Origin of the sequence: Methylosinus sp. H3A, from assembly GCF_015709455.1 — a bacterium.
Classification (GTDB): Bacteria; Pseudomonadota; Alphaproteobacteria; order Rhizobiales; family Beijerinckiaceae; genus Methylosinus.
On sequence record NZ_JADNQW010000005.1, the window covers coordinates 1,617,119 to 1,634,350 of the forward strand.

At 64.8% G+C, this 17,232-nt stretch carries 18 protein-coding genes; 11 read left to right on the top strand and 7 right to left on the bottom strand.

Annotated features, from left to right (window positions below; all coding sequences use genetic code 11):
- Window positions 1-422: 422 nt before the first annotated feature.
- The 4 genes from IY145_RS10540 (at window position 423) to rimM (ending at window position 5,526) form a co-directional block, all read left to right on the top strand.
- Entirely contained in the window at window positions 423-2,081 is a 1,659-nt protein-coding gene (locus tag IY145_RS10540) for a cobaltochelatase CobT-related protein (protein WP_196408171.1), read from the top strand.
- Between the two features lie 790 nt (window positions 2,082-2,871).
- Entirely contained in the window at window positions 2,872-4,413 is a 1,542-nt protein-coding gene (gene ffh / locus IY145_RS10545; RefSeq protein ID WP_196408172.1) for a signal recognition particle protein, read from the top strand.
- A gap of 80 nt (window positions 4,414-4,493) precedes the next feature.
- Window positions 4,494-4,844, top strand: a complete 351-nt coding sequence (gene rpsP / locus IY145_RS10550; RefSeq protein WP_064031855.1) for a 30S ribosomal protein S16 — start codon at window positions 4,494-4,496, stop codon at window positions 4,842-4,844.
- 148 nt (window positions 4,845-4,992) lie between these two features.
- A complete protein-coding gene (gene rimM, locus IY145_RS10555; RefSeq protein WP_196410494.1) occupies window positions 4,993-5,526 on the top strand; it encodes a ribosome maturation factor RimM in 534 nt (177 codons plus the stop codon).
- Here the strand turns inward: rimM and IY145_RS10560 are convergent.
- A complete protein-coding gene (locus IY145_RS10560) occupies window positions 5,509-5,835 on the bottom strand; it encodes a DUF1905 domain-containing protein (protein WP_196408173.1) in 327 nt (108 codons plus the stop codon). The two genes, rimM and IY145_RS10560, sit on opposite strands and share 18 nt — an antisense overlap.
- A 146-nt stretch (window positions 5,836-5,981) precedes the next feature.
- On the opposite strand from IY145_RS10560, the gene trmD reads away from it, so the two are divergent.
- Window positions 5,982-6,677: a tRNA (guanosine(37)-N1)-methyltransferase TrmD gene (gene trmD, locus IY145_RS10565; RefSeq protein WP_196410495.1), complete on the top strand. Its 696-nt coding sequence runs from the start codon at window positions 5,982-5,984 to the stop codon at window positions 6,675-6,677.
- Between the two features lie 117 nt (window positions 6,678-6,794).
- On the opposite strand, the gene cobS is transcribed toward trmD, so the two are convergent.
- Both cobS and IY145_RS10575 read right to left on the bottom strand, forming a co-directional pair.
- Window positions 6,795-7,793, bottom strand: coding sequence for a cobaltochelatase subunit CobS (cobS, locus tag IY145_RS10570; RefSeq protein WP_196408174.1), 999 nt, complete (start codon window positions 7,791-7,793; stop codon window positions 6,795-6,797).
- Between the two features lie 58 nt (window positions 7,794-7,851).
- Window positions 7,852-8,457, bottom strand: a complete 606-nt coding sequence (locus IY145_RS10575; protein WP_196408175.1) for a J domain-containing protein — start codon at window positions 8,455-8,457, stop codon at window positions 7,852-7,854.
- Window positions 8,458-8,562: 105 nt separating this feature from the next.
- Here IY145_RS10575 and IY145_RS10580 point away from each other — a divergent pair, with 105 nt between their 5' ends.
- The 4 genes from IY145_RS10580 to IY145_RS10595 all read left to right on the top strand — a co-directional run bounded on the left by IY145_RS10580 (window position 8,563) and on the right by IY145_RS10595 (window position 11,889).
- Window positions 8,563-8,850, top strand: a complete 288-nt coding sequence (locus tag IY145_RS10580) for a BolA family protein (protein WP_196408176.1) — start codon at window positions 8,563-8,565, stop codon at window positions 8,848-8,850.
- A 321-nt stretch (window positions 8,851-9,171) separates the two neighbouring features.
- Window positions 9,172-11,106: a threonine--tRNA ligase gene (thrS, locus tag IY145_RS10585; protein ID WP_196408177.1), complete on the top strand. Its 1,935-nt coding sequence runs from the start codon at window positions 9,172-9,174 to the stop codon at window positions 11,104-11,106.
- Between the two features lie 148 nt (window positions 11,107-11,254).
- On the top strand, window positions 11,255-11,524 hold the full coding sequence (locus tag IY145_RS10590) for a type II toxin-antitoxin system Phd/YefM family antitoxin (RefSeq protein ID WP_196408178.1): 270 nt from the start codon (window positions 11,255-11,257) through the stop codon (window positions 11,522-11,524).
- Window positions 11,521-11,889 (top strand): type II toxin-antitoxin system VapC family toxin, encoded by a 369-nt coding sequence (locus tag IY145_RS10595; RefSeq protein WP_196408179.1) that lies wholly within the window; start codon window positions 11,521-11,523, stop codon window positions 11,887-11,889. The genes IY145_RS10590 and IY145_RS10595 overlap by 4 nt, the downstream gene beginning before the upstream one ends.
- A gap of 106 nt (window positions 11,890-11,995) precedes the next feature.
- Here the strand turns inward: IY145_RS10595 and IY145_RS10600 are convergent, their stop codons facing one another.
- From IY145_RS10600 to IY145_RS10610, 3 genes are all read right to left on the bottom strand, one after another.
- Window positions 11,996-13,777 (bottom strand): ABC transporter ATP-binding protein, encoded by a 1,782-nt coding sequence (locus IY145_RS10600; RefSeq protein ID WP_196408180.1) that lies wholly within the window; start codon window positions 13,775-13,777, stop codon window positions 11,996-11,998.
- A 361-nt stretch (window positions 13,778-14,138) separates the two neighbouring features.
- Window positions 14,139-14,990, bottom strand: coding sequence for a DUF6456 domain-containing protein (locus IY145_RS10605; RefSeq protein ID WP_196408181.1), 852 nt, complete (start codon window positions 14,988-14,990; stop codon window positions 14,139-14,141).
- Complete coding sequence (locus IY145_RS10610) at window positions 14,987-15,358, bottom strand: helix-turn-helix domain-containing protein (RefSeq protein ID WP_196408182.1); 372 nt, start codon at window positions 15,356-15,358, stop codon at window positions 14,987-14,989. Before IY145_RS10610 ends, IY145_RS10605 begins: the two co-directional genes overlap by 4 nt.
- Before the next feature lie 138 nt (window positions 15,359-15,496).
- Between IY145_RS10610 and IY145_RS10615 the strand changes: the two genes are divergently transcribed.
- Both IY145_RS10615 and IY145_RS10620 read left to right on the top strand, forming a co-directional pair.
- Window positions 15,497-15,856: a hypothetical protein gene (locus IY145_RS10615; protein ID WP_196408183.1), complete on the top strand. Its 360-nt coding sequence runs from the start codon at window positions 15,497-15,499 to the stop codon at window positions 15,854-15,856.
- Window positions 15,857-15,962: 106 nt separating this feature from the next.
- The gene (locus IY145_RS10620) at window positions 15,963-16,793 is read left to right on the top strand and encodes a hypothetical protein (RefSeq protein WP_196408184.1); all 831 of its coding nucleotides are present in this window, start codon (window positions 15,963-15,965) and stop codon (window positions 16,791-16,793) included.
- Here the strand turns inward: IY145_RS10620 and yidD are convergent.
- Window positions 16,757-17,107: a membrane protein insertion efficiency factor YidD gene (gene yidD, locus IY145_RS10625; protein WP_196408185.1), complete on the bottom strand. Its 351-nt coding sequence runs from the start codon at window positions 17,105-17,107 to the stop codon at window positions 16,757-16,759. The two genes, IY145_RS10620 and yidD, sit on opposite strands and share 37 nt — an antisense overlap.
- Between the last annotated feature and the right edge of the window lie 125 nt (window positions 17,108-17,232).

Consider the following 17,232-nt stretch of genomic DNA (forward strand, 5'->3'; position numbering starts at 1 on the left):
TCTCGAAGCGTCGAAGCGCGCCCTGGATCATCCTTCGAGGCTTTTTGCGTTCCGCAAAAAGCGCCTCAGTATGAGGGGATTGTATTTGCCGGGAGGAAGCGGTCGCCGGGGAACTGAGTGAATTGGATGGCGGGAGCGCCCCGGCACAAATTTCGCCGATGCGCCAGGAGCAGACGTCTGTCCGTCCGAGAAGCGGAAATTGAGCCTTAGACTCAGGTATTTGGCACTGCACCGCATATCCGTGGCCGAAATTCAGGGCAGCATGTCTCTAGCGCGCTCGCAGGAAAACGCGTCGCATGGGCAGGCGGAACTCCCGCCAAGCGCTGCTTGAATTGCGTCGAAAAGGCTCCTTGAGGGAAATGTGACGATCGCTCATTCTCGCATATGTTGTGGCGATCGAATTTCGAAATCGAGTCGCCTTCATGCAGAACAGAGATCCACTCGCCTTCTTGAGTTATGTCCGAGATGATGACGCGCATGACCTTGGCCGCATATCAGATCTGAGAATGCGCCTCGCAGGCGAAGTCCGCATGCAGACCGGCCGTCCCTTTCCGATCTTTCAGGACCGCAATGACATAAATTGGGGTGAGCAGTGGAGGGAACGAATCAAGGGGGCTATCGACAGCATCACCTTCCTGATCCCGATCATGACGCCGAGCTATTTTCGTAGCCATATGTGCCGTGAAGAGTTCGAGGCGTTTCTACTTCGCGAGCGCGCGCTTGGCCTTCCTCGCCTGATTTTGCCGATCTACTACGTCTCAGCCGACGAAATGGACGAGGCGGCCAAGCATCCAGACGACATGGCAACGGTTCTACGGGAGCGAAACTGGTCGGACTGGCGTGAACTGAGATTTCCTCCGCTCGACCATCCGATCATACGCGAACAGATCGCGACACTCGCAAAAACCATCAAGCAGACGATGGTCGAGTTGCGCGCCGAGATTGACGCTGCAACTCAAAGCAAGCTCCAACCGGTCCAAGCCGTGCCGTCACCACCACCACCACCACCACCACCTCCTCCTCCTCCTCCTCCTCCGGCTGAGGTCGCAGCTCCGCAGTCCGCCATTGTCGAGAATCCGCTTGCGATCCCCGTGGTGCGGGTCGAAAAAGCCTCAGCAAGCGCCCTCAAGCGTGCGCAGAAACAGCCGTACTACGTGTACACAACGAAATTTGACGAGGTGATCAGCCCCCGCCAGCTGATGTCATCTGACGAAAGTCTTCGTCTGCACCAAACTCTCCTTCAAACCATTCGTGCAAAGTCCCAGGAATTTGACGACGCGATTCAGAGCGGAACCGCCGAGATAGCTGACGTCGCAAACAAGCAGGACGTTTCGATGTCTATCCTGATTGACAATTCAGGAAGCTTGCGCGGAAAAAAGATTGAAGACGTTGCCGCATGGACGTCGATCGCATCCTCGATCATGTCGAGTGCTGGCGTCAGCAACGAGATCTTGGGATTCACCACTAAGGCTTGGAAGGGCGGTCAGTCGAGGGAAATGTGGATCTCTGACGGCAGGCCCGCCCTTCCTGGCCGCCTGAATGATCTCCGCCATATTGTATACAAGAGCTTCGACGAGACGTTTCAGGAAGCAGACATCAACTTCTCGGCCATGATTAGGGAGGGCCTTATAAAAGAAAACATCGATGGCGAAGCCCTCTTATGGGCCTATTCCCGTTTGCAGCGCCGTCATGCCGAACGTAAAATTCTCGTTGCTTTGAGCGATGGCGCTCCCGTCGACGATTCAACTATGTCGGTGAACCCCCCGGCCTTCCTGTCCGGCCACCTCCAATCAAGCGCTGTTTGGATAAGGTCGCTGGGCGAAGTTGAGCTTTATGGTGTGGGTATCGGACACAGCGTCGACGCCTATTACGGGGAAAGCAGCCCTACACTCGATGACAGACAGATAGGCCCAGACCTCCTGAACCTCCTGTCTCTTATTCTGCGCCATGATATTCCGGCAGTCCGGGCGTTCCAGAGAGTCGTTGTACGCCCCATCGAGCTACCAGCATTACAGCTATCTCGTCCTGCGAAACGTCGTCGCCGAAGGAAGGCGTCACCCGAGGATACCATTCCTGTATAGCTGTCTTTATCTGTTCGCGCCGAATACCCATCGTTGAGCGGAGCCTGGAGGTATTGACCCGATAGAGGGGTTCGCCGACATCGCGGCGTTCCCAGGGTCCGAGGGGTCAGAAGTTCGTTGGTCCCTTGACATATCCTGAAAATATTCCTATATCCCCCTCGCTCCCGCTGACGCAAGGGCGCGTTTCTCGGGTCAGGGAACGCGGGCGGGGGCCGGCTCCATCCGGGACGGCGACCCCCGTCCCTGGACAGGCGGCGCGTCGCCGGACCGGCGTTTCTCTCCCGTCCATAGGGAGAGCGAGAGCCGTTCCGTGAGCCCAGGCATTCGGAAGCGATCGGGTCTTGAATGTGAAAACCCAGGATTCGCGGGTCCGAAATCGCCTCGGGACGTCGACGAGAAGGCGAAGCCGCGTTTCGGGACGCTCCGGAACCGATGAATATCTCTTCGCGCTGCGGCCGAAAGGGGCCGGAGCGTCCCGAACCGCCCTTCCTCCCCCGCCGCCGCGAGGCGCCGGGCGCTTCGGCGTGGGAGGATGATAGTCCTATCCTGCGAGACGCTGCCGCCGTCCTGGCCGGGACAAGCCCGGCCAAGACGTCGCGGGGCGAGGAGCCTCCGCGCTCCGCGTTGACTTCCCCGCCGCCAGCGCCTAAAAACGCGCCAATCTCGTCAGAGATGACCGATTGACCCGCCCATTCGCCCCAGAGGCGTAGGGCCAACGTCCGGCAGCGCAAAGCGCCCCCGGGCGCGATTTGCTTTGGAGTGACGTCCACTCCTAGCGCAGGAGAACCGCATGTTCGAGGGCCTTTCCGACAAGCTCTCCGGCATATTCGACAAGCTCACGCGGCGCGGCGCCCTTTCGGAGGCCGATGTCGCCGAGGCTCTGCGCGAGGTGCGCCGCGCTCTGCTCGAGGCGGATGTCGCGCTCGATGTCGTGCGCACATTCACCGACAGCGTGCAGGCGAAGGCCGTCGGCGCCAATGTGGTGAAGTCGGTCTCGCCCGGCCAGATGGTCGTCAAGATCGTCAATGACGTCATGGTCGAGACGCTCGGCTCCACCGCGCAGCCGATCGATCTCGAGGCCGCTCCGCCCGTCGCCATCATGCTGGTCGGCCTGCAGGGCGCCGGCAAGACGACGACCGCCGCCAAGATCGCCAAGCGCCTGAAAGAGCGCCACGGCAAGCGCGTGCTGATGGCCTCGCTGGACGTCAAGCGCCCGGCCGCGCAGGAGCAGCTCGCCATTCTCGGCCGGCAGGTGGAGGTCGACACTCTGTCGATCGTCCCTGGCCAAGATCCGGTGAAGATCGCCAAGCGCGCCGAGGAGACGGCCCGGCGCGAAGGCTATGATGTGGTGATGCTCGACACGGCGGGCCGCACCCACATAGACGAGCCGCTGATGGAGGAGATGGCGCAGATCAAGGCCGTCTCCAAGCCGCATGAGATATTGCTCGTCGTCGATGCGCTGACCGGTCAGGACGCGGTCAATCTCGCCAAGAATTTCGACGATCGCGTCGGGTTGACCGGCATTGTGCTGACGCGCGTCGACGGCGATGGCCGCGGCGGCGCGGCGCTCTCCATGCGCGCCGTCACCGGCAAGCCGATCAAGCTGATCGCCACCGGCGAGAAGATGGATGCGCTCGACGAATTCTCGCCGCAGCGCATCGCCAATCGCATTCTCGGCATGGGCGACATTGTCGCGCTGGTGGAGAAAGCCGCCGCCGCGGTCGATCAGGAGCAGGCCGCCCGCGCCGCCGAGCGCATGGCGAAAGGCAAGTTCGATCTGCAGGATTTGGCCGATCAGCTCGCCATGATGGAGAAGGTCGGCGGCTTCGGCGGCATAATGGGGCTGCTCCCCGGCGTCGCCAAGATGAAGGAGCAGATCGCCTCCGCCAACATCGACGACAAGATGTTCAAGCGCCAGCGCGCGATCATTCTGTCGATGACGCCCAAGGAGCGGCGCAATCCCGACATTCTCAAAGCCTCGCGCAAGCGCCGCATATCGGCGGGCTCCGGCGCGAAGGTGGAGGACATCAACAAGCTGCTGAAGCAGCACCGCCAGATGGCCGACATGATGAAAGCCATGGGCGGCGGCAAGGGCGGCGGCATGATGGCCAAGGCCGCGCAGATGATGGGCATGGGCGGGATGCAAGCGCCTTCGCCCGAGCAGCTCGCGCAATTGCAGAAGAAAATGGGCGGCGGCCTGCCGCCCGGCGCCGGCCCCAGCATTCCCGCTGCGCCGCCGGCTTCCGCATTCTCCGCCAAGCCGACGCTTCCGGGCCTCGGCGGCGGCGGAGGTTTCCTGAGCGGATTGAATCCGTTCGGGAAGAAGAAATGAAACAGCGCGCAATGAGCGGCGCGTCGTGAACGACGCCGCTCGCTGCTCGCATCCGACCACTCGCGAAAAAGGAAAATGAAATGTCCCTGAAGATCAGACTCTCCCGCGGCGGCGCCAAGAAGCGTCCCTTCTATCGCGTCGTCGTCGCCGATTCGCGCTCGCCCCGCGACGGCCGCTTCATCGAGCGTCTCGGCACGTTCGATCCGCTGAAGCCGAAGGACGCCGCCGACCGCCTCGTGCTCGACGCCGAGAAGGCGAAGGAGTGGATCGCCAAGGGCGCGCAGGCGACCGATCGCGTCGCCCGTCTGCTCGAGAGCGTCGGCGTCGGCAAGCGCGAGGCGCATAATAATCCGCAGAAGGCTCAGCCGAAGAAGAAGGCGCAGGAGCGCGCCGCCGCTGCGGCCGCCGCCGCCGAGGCCGCCTCGGCCTGATGACGCCGTCCTTGCGAGCGAAGCGAAGCGATCGGGGGCCGCGCGTCGGCCTCTGGAGCGCTTCGCTCGTCCGGCGATGCGAGCCTGAAGGCTCGCGGTCCTCTGCGTGTCTTGGACCGCGAGCCTTCAGGCTCGCTTTCTGCGCCGCATGAAAAACGCCGTTCTCCTCGGCCGGCTCGGCGCCGCACATGGCGTGCGCGGCGAAATCCGCCTGCAGAGCTTCACCGCCGATCCTTCGGCGATCTCCACATACGGTCCCTTGTTCGATGCGAGCGGCGCGCGCCGTTTCGTCATCGCTTCGCTGCGGCCTCTGGGCAAGGACATGTTCGTCGCCAGGCTCGAGGGCGTGCGCGACCGCGAGGCGGCGGCGGCGCTGACGGGCGTCGAGCTCTATCTTCCGCGCGCGGCGCTGCCGCAGCCGGAGGAAGACGAATTCTATCTCGCCGATCTCGAAGGCCTGCGCGCCGAGACGCGCGCCGGCGAGACGCTCGGCGTTGTGATCGCCGTCCGCAATTTCGGCGCGGGCGATTTGTTGGAGGTGCGGCCGCCGGCTGGCGGCGAGACGTTTCTCCTGCCTTTCACCAAGGCGGTGGTTCCCATCGTCGATGTGGCGGGAGGGCGCGTCGTGGCGGAGCCGCCGCTCGAAATCGAGGGAGATTCCCCCTCAGGGGAAGATGTCTAGCTCTCGTTTCGAAAGCGCGACGCGACAATCGACGACGACGTCGTCGCCGACGCCGATACGCTCCTTCGCGCGCACATCCGCCTTGATCGCCAGGAGATAGGGGCCCTCTTTCGACGGGAACAATGTCGTCGCCCAGACGCTCGAGCCGAGCGTCGCGGTGATCGGCACATAGCCATAGCCGGTGCGGTCGATCCGCTTCTCCTCTTTCAACGCGCGCGAATCTTCCTCGTTCAGCGAGACGAAGCACCAGCCGCCCTTGCCGGGATATTTCCAGAGCTTTCCGCGGACGACGATCTGCAAGCAAGTCATTTTGAAAATCCCGTCGACGGGTGAATAGCGCCAATGCGACTTTAGCGGTCAGAATCTTTGTCGTGAACGAAAGCCTAACCGGCAATGATCGCGGGCGAAAGCGCTCCGCCTTTCCCGCCCCGCGCCCTCATGCCATAACCCGCCGCATGTGGCGCGCGACGATCCTCACTCTCTTCCCGGAAATGTTCCCCGGCCCGCTGGGCCTGTCGCTCGCTGGCGACGGGCTTGCGCGCGGCCTCTGGTCGCTGGAGGCGCGCAATATTCGCGAGCACGGCCTCGGCCGTCATCGCGCCGTCGACGACACGCCGGCCGGCGGCGGTCCCGGCATGGTGATGCGCGCGGATGTGCTCGCCGCGGCGATCGACGCAGCCGCGCCGGAAGGCGACACGCGACCGCGTCTGTTGATGAGCCCGCGCGGCGCGCCGCTGACGCAGAGCCGCGTGCGCGCGCTGGTCGAAGGCGAGGGCGCGATTATCCTTTGCGGGCGTTTCGAAGGCGTGGACGAGCGCATCATCGCGGCGCGTGCGCTGGAGGAAGTCTCGATCGGCGATTATGTGCTCTCGGGCGGAGAGATCGCTGCGATGGCGTTCGTCGACGCCTGTGTGCGGCTATTGCCGGGCATAATGGGAGAGGCCTCCTCCGGCGAGGAGGAGAGCTTCGAGTCCGGCCTGCTCGAATATCCGCAATATACGCGGCCGCGCGATTTCGAGGGCCGCGCCATTCCCGACATTCTGCTCTGCGGGGATCACGCCAAGATCGCACGCTGGCGCCATGAGCGCGCGCTCGAGCTGACGCGCGCGCGACGGCCGGATTTGCTGGCGCGGGATGGGAAGAAGCGTTGACCGCGATCAGGCGCGATGCTTTTTTCGTCATTGCGAGGAAGCGAAGCGATCCAGGTCCGTGGGGCGGACCTGGATCGCTTCGTCGCTACGCTCCTCGCAATGACGGAAAAGCGCCGCTCAGGACATCACCACATTCACCGCGCTCTCGGGCAATTCCTTGCCGAAGCAGCGCTGGTAGAACTCGGCGACGAGCGGACGCTCGAGCTCGTCGCATTTGTTCAGGAAGGTGAGCCGGAAGGCGAAGCCGACATCGCCGAAAATCTCTGCATTCTCGGCCCAGGTGATGACCGTGCGCGGGCTCATCACCGTCGAGAGGTCGCCGGACATGAAGGCGTTGCGCGAGAGATCGGCGACGCGCACCATTTTGTTGATGGAGTCGCGGCCTTCCTTGGTCGTATTGAAGCTCTTCACCTTGGCGAGCACGATATTGGTCTCGGCGTCATGCGGCAGATAATTCAGCGTCGCGACGATCGACCAGCGGTCCATCTGGCCCTGATTGATCTGCTGCGTGCCGTGATAGAGCCCGGACGTGTCGCCGAGGCCGACCGTATTGGCGGTGGCGAAGAGGCGGAAGGCCGGATGCGGGCGGATGACGCGATTCTGGTCCAGCAGCGTCAGCCGGCCGGAGACCTCCAGCACGCGCTGAATGACGAACATCACATCCGGGCGGCCGGCGTCATATTCGTCGAAGCACAGCGCGATATTGTGCTGAAGCGCCCAGGGCAGAATGCCGTCGCGGAATTCGGTCACCTGCTTGCCGTCCTTCAGCACGATCGCGTCCTTGCCGACGAGATCGATGCGCGAGACATGGCTGTCGAGATTGACGCGCACGCAGGGCCAGTTGAGGCGGGCGGCGACCTGCTCGATATGGGTCGATTTGCCGGTGCCGTGATAGCCCGTCACCATTACGCGGCGGTTGCGGGCGAAGCCGGCGAGAATGGCGAGCGTCGTCTCGCGATCGAAGAGATAATCGGGATCCCTGTCCGGGACGTGCTCGTCCGGCTGGGAATAGGCGGGAACCTCGAGATCGGAATCGATGCCGAACAGCTGGCGCACGGAGACTTTGAGGTCCGGCAGAGGCGCGGCCCCCGCGGCTTTGTCGCTTGCGAGTAACATTGATCCTCCGTTTCGCCGGCGCGCGCTCGCGACGCTCGCAGCCGGCCAGGACTCTTCGTCAAACGAGCTTGGCCGCCCGCAGTGTCTTATACGCGTGGATGATCTCCCGCAGTCTTTCCTCGCAGGAGCGATCTCCGCCATTGGCGTCCGGATGGTGACGTTTGACGAGCTCCTTATAGCGCGTCTTGATCGCTTCCGCACCGGCGCTCTCGTCGAGGCCGAGCGCGTTCAGCGCCTTGATCGTCACCGTCGAATAGCGCGGGGCGGCCTCCGCCTGCGGCCGTCCGCGGTGCGCCTTCTGGCGGTAGAGGCCGAGCGGATCGGCCAAATTCTCGGCCCGCAGCGGATCCTCGCGAAACGCGGCCTGCCCGCGCTTCACGCCCATCGACCAGGTGGGGCGATGGCCGGTGGTGGCGTCCTTCAGATAGCGGGCGACGTCTTCGTCGCTCATGCCATTGAAGTAGTTGTAAGAATTATTGTATTCCCGCACGTGCTCCAGGCAGAAGCAGAAATATTGCCCCTCGCGCAGCCGGCCCATGGGCGCGCGATGGGCCCCCTCCGCCTCGCAGCCGGGGGCGTCGCAGCGAAAACGGGTCTCGCGGCGCTCCTGCCTCTGTTCGGGCTTCACGCGGATACGATCGAAGAGGGGCGAATTCAAATCCATGGCGCTGCATTATGGTAGACTGGCCGCAGGCTGCAAGCGGAACCCGACGCCAATTTCATTCGGCGGGAATTTTGCTTGGGTCGCGGGGACGAGGAGGATTCCATTATGGCCGCACAAGGCAATATCGGCGCCGTCCAGGCCCGCATCCGTTCGAAACTGACCGAGGGGCTCGCTCCGCTCACCTTGAAGGTGATCGACGAGTCGGACAAGCACGCCGGCCATGGCGGCCATCATCAAGATGGCGAAAGCCATTTTCGTATCGAAGTCGTGAGCGAGGCTTTCGCCGGCAAGAGATTGGTGGAGCGGCATAGGATCGTCAATACGCTGCTCGCCGAGGAGCTGGCCGGCCGCGTTCACGCCCTGGCGATCACCGCCCGCGCTCCGCAGGAGTGAAGCGCCGAGCTGCGCTTCCATTGGCGCAGGATCGGCTCGGGACAGGCGGAATCATGTCGAAAGTCATCGAGAGGATGCGTGATTCTGCCTCTCTCCTCGATCGAGGCCGAGTCGGCTTTCGGCCCAGCTCACCGACGGCTCAGACCTGGAAGCGCTGGCATGCGGTAGCGTAGCGGGGGAGGTGGAAGCGCTTATGCGGCGCGCGCTACGCCGGCGATTGCCAAGCGCGACTTGCTTGCCTTATCAAAGCCCCGGCCCAAATTCGGGCCGAACGCGACTTACGCCGACTTGTATCGGCGAGTGGGCGCATGAGGAGAGCATATGATCGCCGTAACCTTCCCCGACGGGGCGTCCCGTCAATTCGAGCCCGGCGTCTCCGGCCTCGATATCGCCAAGAGCATTTCCCCTTCCCTCGCCAAGCGAACCGTCGCCATGGCTCTCGATGGAGAGCTGCGCGACCTCGTCGACACGATCGACCGCGACGCGAAAATCGAGTTCGTCGGCCGCGAAGACCCGCGCGCGCTGGAGCTGATCCGCCATGATTGCGCGCATCTTCTGGCGGAAGCGGTGCAGGAGCTGTTTCCCGGCACGCAGGTCACCATCGGCCCGGTGATCGAGAACGGCTTCTATTACGATTTCTATCGGTCCGAGCCTTTCACGCCCGACGATCTGCCGGCGATCGAGAAGAAGATGCGCGAGATCGTCGCGCGCGACGCCGCCATCACCAAGGAAGTCTGGAGCCGCGATCAGGCCAAGACCTATTTCACGGCGAAGGGCGAGGCCTTCAAGCGCGAGCTGATCGAGAGCATTCCCGGCGGCGAGGATCTGAAAATCTATCGCCAGGGCCATTGGCTCGACCTGTGCCGTGGCCCGCATTTGCCGTCGATCGGCAAGGTCGGAACCGCCTTCAAGCTGATGAAGGTGGCGGGCGCCTATTGGCGCGGCGATCACAACAACCCGATGCTCTCGCGCATCTACGGCACCGCCTTCGCGAAACAGGAAGACCTCGACGCCTATCTGCATCGGCTCGAGGAGGCCGAGCGGCGCGACCATCGCCGTCTCGGCCGCGAGATGGACCTGTTTCATTTCCAGGAGGAAGGGCCGGGCACGATCTTCTGGCACGAGAAGGGCTGGGCGCTGTTCCAGAGCCTCGTCTCTTATATGCGCCGGCGCCAGAAGGCCGCGGGCTATCGCGAGGTGAACACGCCGCAGGTGCTCGACCGTGCTTTGTGGGAAACGTCGGGCCATTGGCAGACCTATCACGAGAACATGTTCCTCACCAAGACCGAGGACGAGCGCGTTTTCGCGCTGAAGCCGATGAACTGCCCCGGACATGTGCAGATTTTCAAGAACGGGCTGAAGTCCTATCGCGACCTGCCGGTGAAGATCGCCGAATTCGGCATTGTGCATCGCTATGAGCCGTCGGGCGCGCTGCATGGCATGATGCGCGTGCGCGCCTTCACGCAGGACGATGCGCATATCTTCTGCAACGAGGATCAGATCATGGAGGAGGCGTTGAAGATCAACGACCTCATCCTGACGATCTACCGCGACTTCGGCTTCGACGATGTGGTGGTGAAGCTCTCCACGCGGCCGGAGAAGCGCGTCGGCTCCGATGAAGCCTGGGACAAGGCCGAGGCGGCGCTCCACAAGGTGCTCGAGGAGCTTTCCGCGCGCGGCCTCAAGACCGGCGTCAATCCGGGCGAGGGCGCCTTCTATGGGCCGAAGCTCGAATATACTTTGCGCGACGCCATCGGCCGCGAATGGCAATGCGGAACGACGCAGGTCGATTTCAACATGCCGGGGCGTTTCGGCGCCTTCTACATCGGCGCGGACAGCGAGAAGAAGACGCCGGTGATGATCCACCGCGCCATGTTCGGCTCGCTCGAGCGTTTCACCGGCATATTGATCGAGCATTACGCCGGTCATCTGCCGCTATGGCTCTCGCCGCTGCAGATCACCGTCTGCACCATCACGCAGGACGCCGACGACTATGCCTATGAGGTGGCGGCGGAGGCGCGCAAGCTCGGCCTCGCGGTCGATCTCGATCTGCGCAATGAGAAGATCACCTATAAGGTCCGCGAGCATTCGCTGGCCAAAGTTCCCGTTCTTCTCGTCGTCGGCAAGAAGGAGGCGGCCGAGCGCACGGTCTCGATCCGCCGTCTGGGCTCGCAGGCGCAGAGCTCCGCGAGCCTTGCCGACGCGCTGGCCGCGCTCGCCGCCGAGGCGACGCCGCCGGATGTGAAGGAGGCGTGAGGCCACGCCGCCGCGAAGCGATCGGGAGCCGCTGGTCGGCCTCGGATCGCTTCGCCTTCCGCTCGCGATGACGAGTTCTTCACTCTCTCGGCGCGCTGTTAGCTAAGCTAGCTAGACAACGCGTCGCTCGGGCGTTAAATTGCGCGCCATGTCCATCACCAACATCCATGCGGCCAAGACCAACCTTTCGAAGCTGATCGACGCGGCTTTGCGAGGCGAGGAGGTCGTCATCGCCAAATCCGGCAAGCCGCTCGTCAAAATCGTCGCGGTCGAGCCTGCGCCGGCCGAATTCGACCGCAAGGCGCTCATCGGCGCGTGGGCAGGGCGGGCGGCCTGGCCCGGTTGGGACGAGTGGAAGCAGATGGACGCAGATATAGAAGCGTCTTTCGGCGCGCCGGCCGAAAAGGACGCTCTTTGATCCTCGACACCCATGTCGTCCTCTGGTGGATGCTCGGCGAGCCGCGACTTCCGCCCGAGGCTGTCGAAACGATCGCCAAACAGCCCGCACTCTTCGTCAGCGTCGCCTCCGTCTGGGAATTCGAGATCAAATCGGCCTCCGGCCGACTGCCTGGAAACATCGACTTCTTGGAGGCGGTGGCCGCTCTCCGCTGCGAGCTTCTCTCGATCGACGCGGAGGACGCCGTCGTGGCGGCGCGCCTTCCACCACATCACGGCGATCCTTTCGACCGCATGATCATCGCCCAGGCGCGTCACCGGGACTTGACCATTGCGACGCACGACCGCGCTTTCGATCGATATGCGACGCCGATTCTGTGCGTTTGATCAGGCGGCCGTCATCGCGAGCGGAGCGAAGCGATTCAGAGTCGTGAGGCGGCTCCAGGATCGCTTCACCCGGCTCGCGATGACGCGCCTTTTCGTCGGCGCCGTATCACCCCGCCTGTTCGATCGTCTCCTCCAGCGTGTCGCCCTCGCCGACCTGCGTCTCGAACAGCCGGCGATAGACGCCGCCCTTCAGGCGCAGCAGCTCGTCATGCGCGCCGTCCTCGACGATGCGGCCGTGGTCGAACACCAATATGCGGTCGAGCCTCCTCACCGTCGACAGGCGATGCGCGACGACGATCGTCGTGCGTCCCGCCGACAATTGCTCGATCGCCGCCCGAATATGAAATTCGGACACAGAGTCGAGCGACGAGGTCGCTTCGTCCAGCACCAATATGGGCGTCGCCGCGAGAATCGCGCGGGCGATCGCCACGCGCTGGCGCTCGCCGCCCGAGAGCTTCACGCCGCGCTCGCCGACCAAGGTTTCATAGGCGTCGGTCAGACGCTCGATGAATATGTCGGCATGGGCGAGGCGCGCCGCTTCCGCGATCTCGTACCGCGCCGCCCCCGGCCGGCCATAGGCGATGTTCTCGCCGAGCGGCCGGTGGAACAGGATCGGCTCCTGCGCGACGATGCCGATCGCCTGTCGCAGCGAGGCCTGCGTCGCCGTGGCGATGTCGCGCCCGTCGATGAGAATGCGGCCGGCGTCGAGATCGAACTGGCGCTGCAGCAGCTTGACGAAGGTCGTCTTGCCGGCGCCCGAGGCGCCGACGAGACCGACGCGCTCGCCCGGCCGGATCGTCAGAGAGAAATTCTCGTAGAGCGGCTTGCGCGTGTTCGGATAGCCGAAGCTCACATTCTCGAAGACGATCTCGCCGCGCGTCACGACGAGCGCCGTCGCGCCCGGCGCGTCGACGACGTCCGGCTGCTGCGCGGCGAATTCGACGACATCCTCCATCTCGTTGACGGCGCGCTGCAGATTGCGCACGTGCTCGCCAATGTCGCGCAAATAGCCGTTGATGAGGCCCTGTATGCCGATGAGGCTCACCACGTCGCCCGTCGTCATGCCGCCCTGTGACCACAGCATCAGCCCACAGCCGAGCAGCACGGTTTGCATGGCGATCATCACGATCGCCTGCAATAGTCCGACCGTCGCGCCGCGATACCAGGAGACGAGCGTGCGTTTCGTCCATTCGGCGACGAGCGCGGTAAAGCTCGCATCCTCGCGCGCTTCGGCCGCGAAGCCTTTGACGATCTGATTGCCGGTGATCGAATCGGCGAGCCGCGCGCTCACCGTGGAGTCGAGCGCCTGCGAGATCTGCGCGGCGGGGCTGATCCAGCCGAGCGACAAGCCGATTCCCATCGCCAGAAACAGCGCTATGCCGATGGCGACGACGAGGCCGAGCATCGGCCAGCGCCAGGACAGAAGGCCGGTGATCGCGACGATGACCGTCGCCGCCGGCAGCATGCCGAAGATGAGCGTGTCGGTCAGCGAGTCGAAGGCCCAGACGCCGCGCGTGATCTTGCGCACCGTCGCGCCGGCGAAGGCGTTGGCGTGCCAATCGGCGGAGAATCGCTGCACGCGCGCAAAGGCGTCGCGCACCAGCGCCGCCATGCCATAGGCGGCGACGTGGCACACGGAGAAGGCGACGAAATTGCGCAGGCAATGAAACAGCAGCACCGTGCCGAGAAACACAGCGAGAGCGGCGAGCGCGGGAGCGAGCTCGCGGCTCTCGCCGGCGACGACGTCGGCGAGTCGGCCCGAGGCCAGGGGAACGAAGACGTCGACGACATTGGAGGCGAGGCGGGCGACGAGCATCACCGCCAGCAGACGCGGCGAGAGAAGCCAATAGCGGAGCGCAAAGCGCAGCGTGGTCAAATAGGCGGACATGGATCGCACGGGACGCGGAAGCGTCCCGATCCCTTTATTGCGTGAATGGACGGAAAGCGACGCAGGCCGAGGGCCTTGTCGCGGCTCGTTCCGGAATGTCTTTCGTGAGAAGGCCGTCAGAGCCGACAGGATCGGCCGTGAGACGCGCGCGAGAGAGCAGCCCGGAATTTCAGAACCGGGCTCACTGCCTGAACTCTCTAGGCGCGGCCCGGGGAACGACGAGAGATGATGAATTTCATCATGGCGACTCCCCGATAGAGTGACGACCGCACCGCCCGAGCGATGCGTCATATTGCATTGCAATATGACGCGATACATGCGCCCAAAGCGCGGCTCTGTCAACCGAGGGTGGCCGTCCGCCTCAGGACAATCTAGGACGATAATCCTCTGTTCCCCAATGCAGCAGATGCCGCGCGCGCTCCGGCCCCTGCGCTTCGCTCGCCAATCCATAGTGCAGCGCGAGGCGCTCCAGCGCGATTTTGAGCACCACTTTGGCCGAGCGCTGCGGCCAGCCGCGCTCGCTCTCGACGAGCTCTAGGCCCTTCAAATAACCGCAGACGTCGGTGAGCAATCCGCCGAGCTCCGGCCCCACGGCGTCGAAGGCGCGGGCGAGGCGCCGGCGCGCGTCGATCGCCACATCGGCGATATTGGCGCCCGCGCCGCCACCGCGCGTGGAGCCGAGCGCGGCCTCCCAATCGGCGGTGACGCGCTGGAGAATATTGGCCTGCGTCACATCGCGACGAAAGCGCTCGCCGGCTTCGATCTGCTCCGGCGCGAGAAACGGGCGGCCGTCGCGATTCTTGCGGCGCGCGAGCCAGGCGAGCGGGCTCTCGCCTTCATTGACGAGCGTCGGGCTCGCGCCCTCGTCCACGACGCGTCGCGCGAGAATATTGTGCTGGGCGCGAAACGGGTCGGCCTGCGCGGGCGCGGCGCGGCGCCTCAGATGAGCGCGGCCCTCTTCCGTCAGACGCAGACGTCGCGTTTCGCCGGCGCCCTCCCATCGCGCCAGCCCTTGCGCGGCGGCCGTTTCCGCGATTTTCTCGGGAAGACGCGCGCGCGCGACGGTGACGCCCTTGCGTGGCGCGGCGACGATGATCGAGCCGCCGCCGAGCCGATCCGGCATGGCCTCGGCGCCGGGCTCGCTCATCGCCTCCAACAGGCGCCGAAGCGCGCGCGCATTGTCCTCGTCGATGTGCCGCTGGCTCATGCTCATGAATCATCTCCGGTCGGATAGAGGGTGAAGGAAAGGGCGAGCGCTTCGAGCAGCCGCTTCTGCGCGCAGAGCGCTTTCTCGAGCGCGGCGACCGCGCGGTCGAAAGCGACGTCGTCGCGGCGATCCTCTATGCGCGCGCAGGCGTGGCGGACGCTCGTCCGGTCACGCGCGATCGCGCGGCCGCAGGCCGAGAGGCTCGCGCCGAATGCGACATGATCGAGATAGACCGCGAGATGGCGAGCGTCGGCGACACGCGCGCGCCCGCGGCTCGGCGCGCGCAACTCGTCGGGAGTGACGCGGCAGGCCGCCGCCGCGGCGGCGACGCAGAGCGCGGAAGAGTGGAATGGGGCGTTTCGTCGGCGGCGCATCGTCTCTCGCCTTTGCGGGCGTCGCGGCCCACGGCCGAGACACTGCCGACGTTATCATGAATTTAATCCTATACAACGGACAAAAAACTTATCCCCGGCTCCCTTTCGTCGTCGATGCTCGGGCGCGGGAGGACCGCCATGCCGAGCCAGACATCACCGACCCGAGACCGCCTCGCGACCCCGGACCATTTGCGCGCCGCCGCGCGGGAAAGCCTGCAGATCGCGCTGCGCCAGTCCGCCAGCGCCTATCGCCGCGACGATTTCCTGCGCTCTTTCCATCGGCTGCCGTGCGCCACGATCATCGCCGAGACGCCGGAGGCCGCCGCCGCCGTGCTGAAGGAGCTCGAGCGGGCGCTGCGGGCCGAGCGCGCCCGCGCCGGCCATTGGACCTATGATCTCTCGCGCCACATCGCCCTGCTCGTCGCCCATCGCGCCGAGCAGGAGCGCGCGCTGCGCCTCGCGCGCGCGGCGAGGCGAGACGGGCGCGCGCGCAAGTGAGCGTCGGCCTTTGTGCGTCAGCGGGATTGAGTTAAAAAAGCGATCCATTCGTAGATGCGTTCGAAGGCTTCATTCCCCGTCGGGCGGGCATATCGAGAGACCGACCATGTTTTTGGAAAGGCTGCTCGCTCTGGCGACCGGCGCGTTCGTCGCGATCTGTCTCGGCCTGGGACTGGCGATGATGGCGTTCGGGCCCGGCAGGAAGATCGCCGAGCCGGCGCAAGAGGCGCCGCTCGCCGAAGCCGCGCCGGCGCCCGTCGACCCGCGCATGTCGACGCGCGCCCGCATCGAGCAGGCGATCGCCGCCGCGGAGGAATATCGCGCGTTTTTCGAGCGTCTGCGCCAGGCCTTTCCGGCCGATTACGCGGCGGCCATCGACGCTTTCGTCGCCGAGCGGCGGGTCGGCGACGTGGAGACGACGAGCGTCGACTTCTATCTCGCCGAGTCCGTGCGGCGTCTGCGTCAGGCGCGCGGCGTGCTCGCCGCCAAGGCGGAGCCCATCGTCCTCGCCCGCGTCTTCGATCTGCAGCTCGATGTTCTGCGCGCCATATCGGCCGAGAACAAAAAGCTCTGCGCGGCGTTTCTCTACGGCGGCGTCGATCAGGATTTCCACAGTTTCGCCGCGCGGCGGCGCGCGCTCGTCGCGGAAATGGCGGTGGTCGGCCTAGAGGCGATCGCCAGCGGCCAGGCCAAGCAGCTCGAGCGCTCGGCGCCGAGCGAGGAGGATTTTCGCGCCTTGGAAAAGGCTCTGGCCTCGCGCGGCCTGCGCAAGCCGGAGATCGACTCGCTGCTCGACGGCAAGACGCCAGAACCGCCCTTCGACGACAAGAAGACTTGCGCGCTCGGCCAGACCTATCTCGAGGCGCTGCGGGCGCTGCCCGAGCCGATCCGCCTTCGCATCTACGGCTTGGCGGTGGAGCTGATGGCGCGCTCCTGATCGTCTGGCTCGACGGCCTCGCAGACGGGCGGCCGCCGCCAAGCGCCATAGCGCCAGGGCGCGAGCGGATGCGCTGTCGCCGGAGTCGTTCGCGGAACCGGATCATATCCGTCGCCGCCGCCTGGCCGGCAGCGGCAGACGCGCGCGAAACCGATCCAGCCGCCGGCCCAGAGGCCGTGACGGCGGATCGCCTCATCGGCATATTCGGAGCAGCTCGGCAGATAACGACAATCGCGCCCGATCAGCGCCGAGAGGCTGAGGCGATAGAGGAGAATGAGCGCGCGGGCGGCGCGGGCGGGGACCGATTGGAGCATGGCCTTCAGCGTTTCACGCCGCTTTCGACAATTCCTCTCGACTCCGTGACGGTCGAATGGATGACCAATTGGGCCGATTCATGCCGACCGACGAGAGAAGTCAACACCGGCGGTTCGCCGGGCAG

What these genes read in the sequence shown, in the direction of transcription:
- IY145_RS10540 (WP_196408171.1), top strand. Translation starts at nt 423, where the DNA reads ATGCAGAACAGAGATCCACTCGCCTTCTTGAGTTATGTCCGAGATGAT.
- ffh (WP_196408172.1), top strand. Translation starts at nt 2,872, where the DNA reads ATGTTCGAGGGCCTTTCCGACAAGCTCTCCGGCATATTCGACAAGCTC.
- rpsP (WP_064031855.1), top strand. Translation starts at nt 4,494, where the DNA reads ATGTCCCTGAAGATCAGACTCTCCCGCGGCGGCGCCAAGAAGCGTCCC.
- rimM (WP_196410494.1), top strand. Translation starts at nt 4,993, where the DNA reads ATGAAAAACGCCGTTCTCCTCGGCCGGCTCGGCGCCGCACATGGCGTG.
- IY145_RS10560 (WP_196408173.1), bottom strand. Translation starts at nt 5,835, where the DNA reads ATGACTTGCTTGCAGATCGTCGTCCGCGGAAAGCTCTGGAAATATCCC.
- trmD (WP_196410495.1), top strand. Translation starts at nt 5,982, where the DNA reads ATGTGGCGCGCGACGATCCTCACTCTCTTCCCGGAAATGTTCCCCGGC.
- cobS (WP_196408174.1), bottom strand. Translation starts at nt 7,793, where the DNA reads ATGTTACTCGCAAGCGACAAAGCCGCGGGGGCCGCGCCTCTGCCGGAC.
- IY145_RS10575 (WP_196408175.1), bottom strand. Translation starts at nt 8,457, where the DNA reads ATGGATTTGAATTCGCCCCTCTTCGATCGTATCCGCGTGAAGCCCGAA.
- IY145_RS10580 (WP_196408176.1), top strand. Translation starts at nt 8,563, where the DNA reads ATGGCCGCACAAGGCAATATCGGCGCCGTCCAGGCCCGCATCCGTTCG.
- thrS (WP_196408177.1), top strand. Translation starts at nt 9,172, where the DNA reads ATGATCGCCGTAACCTTCCCCGACGGGGCGTCCCGTCAATTCGAGCCC.
- IY145_RS10590 (WP_196408178.1), top strand. Translation starts at nt 11,255, where the DNA reads ATGTCCATCACCAACATCCATGCGGCCAAGACCAACCTTTCGAAGCTG.
- IY145_RS10600 (WP_196408180.1), bottom strand. Translation starts at nt 13,777, where the DNA reads ATGTCCGCCTATTTGACCACGCTGCGCTTTGCGCTCCGCTATTGGCTT.
- IY145_RS10605 (WP_196408181.1), bottom strand. Translation starts at nt 14,990, where the DNA reads ATGAGCATGAGCCAGCGGCACATCGACGAGGACAATGCGCGCGCGCTT.
- IY145_RS10610 (WP_196408182.1), bottom strand. Translation starts at nt 15,358, where the DNA reads ATGCGCCGCCGACGAAACGCCCCATTCCACTCTTCCGCGCTCTGCGTC.
- IY145_RS10615 (WP_196408183.1), top strand. Translation starts at nt 15,497, where the DNA reads ATGCCGAGCCAGACATCACCGACCCGAGACCGCCTCGCGACCCCGGAC.
- IY145_RS10620 (WP_196408184.1), top strand. Translation starts at nt 15,963, where the DNA reads ATGTTTTTGGAAAGGCTGCTCGCTCTGGCGACCGGCGCGTTCGTCGCG.
- yidD (WP_196408185.1), bottom strand. Translation starts at nt 17,107, where the DNA reads ATGCTCCAATCGGTCCCCGCCCGCGCCGCCCGCGCGCTCATTCTCCTC.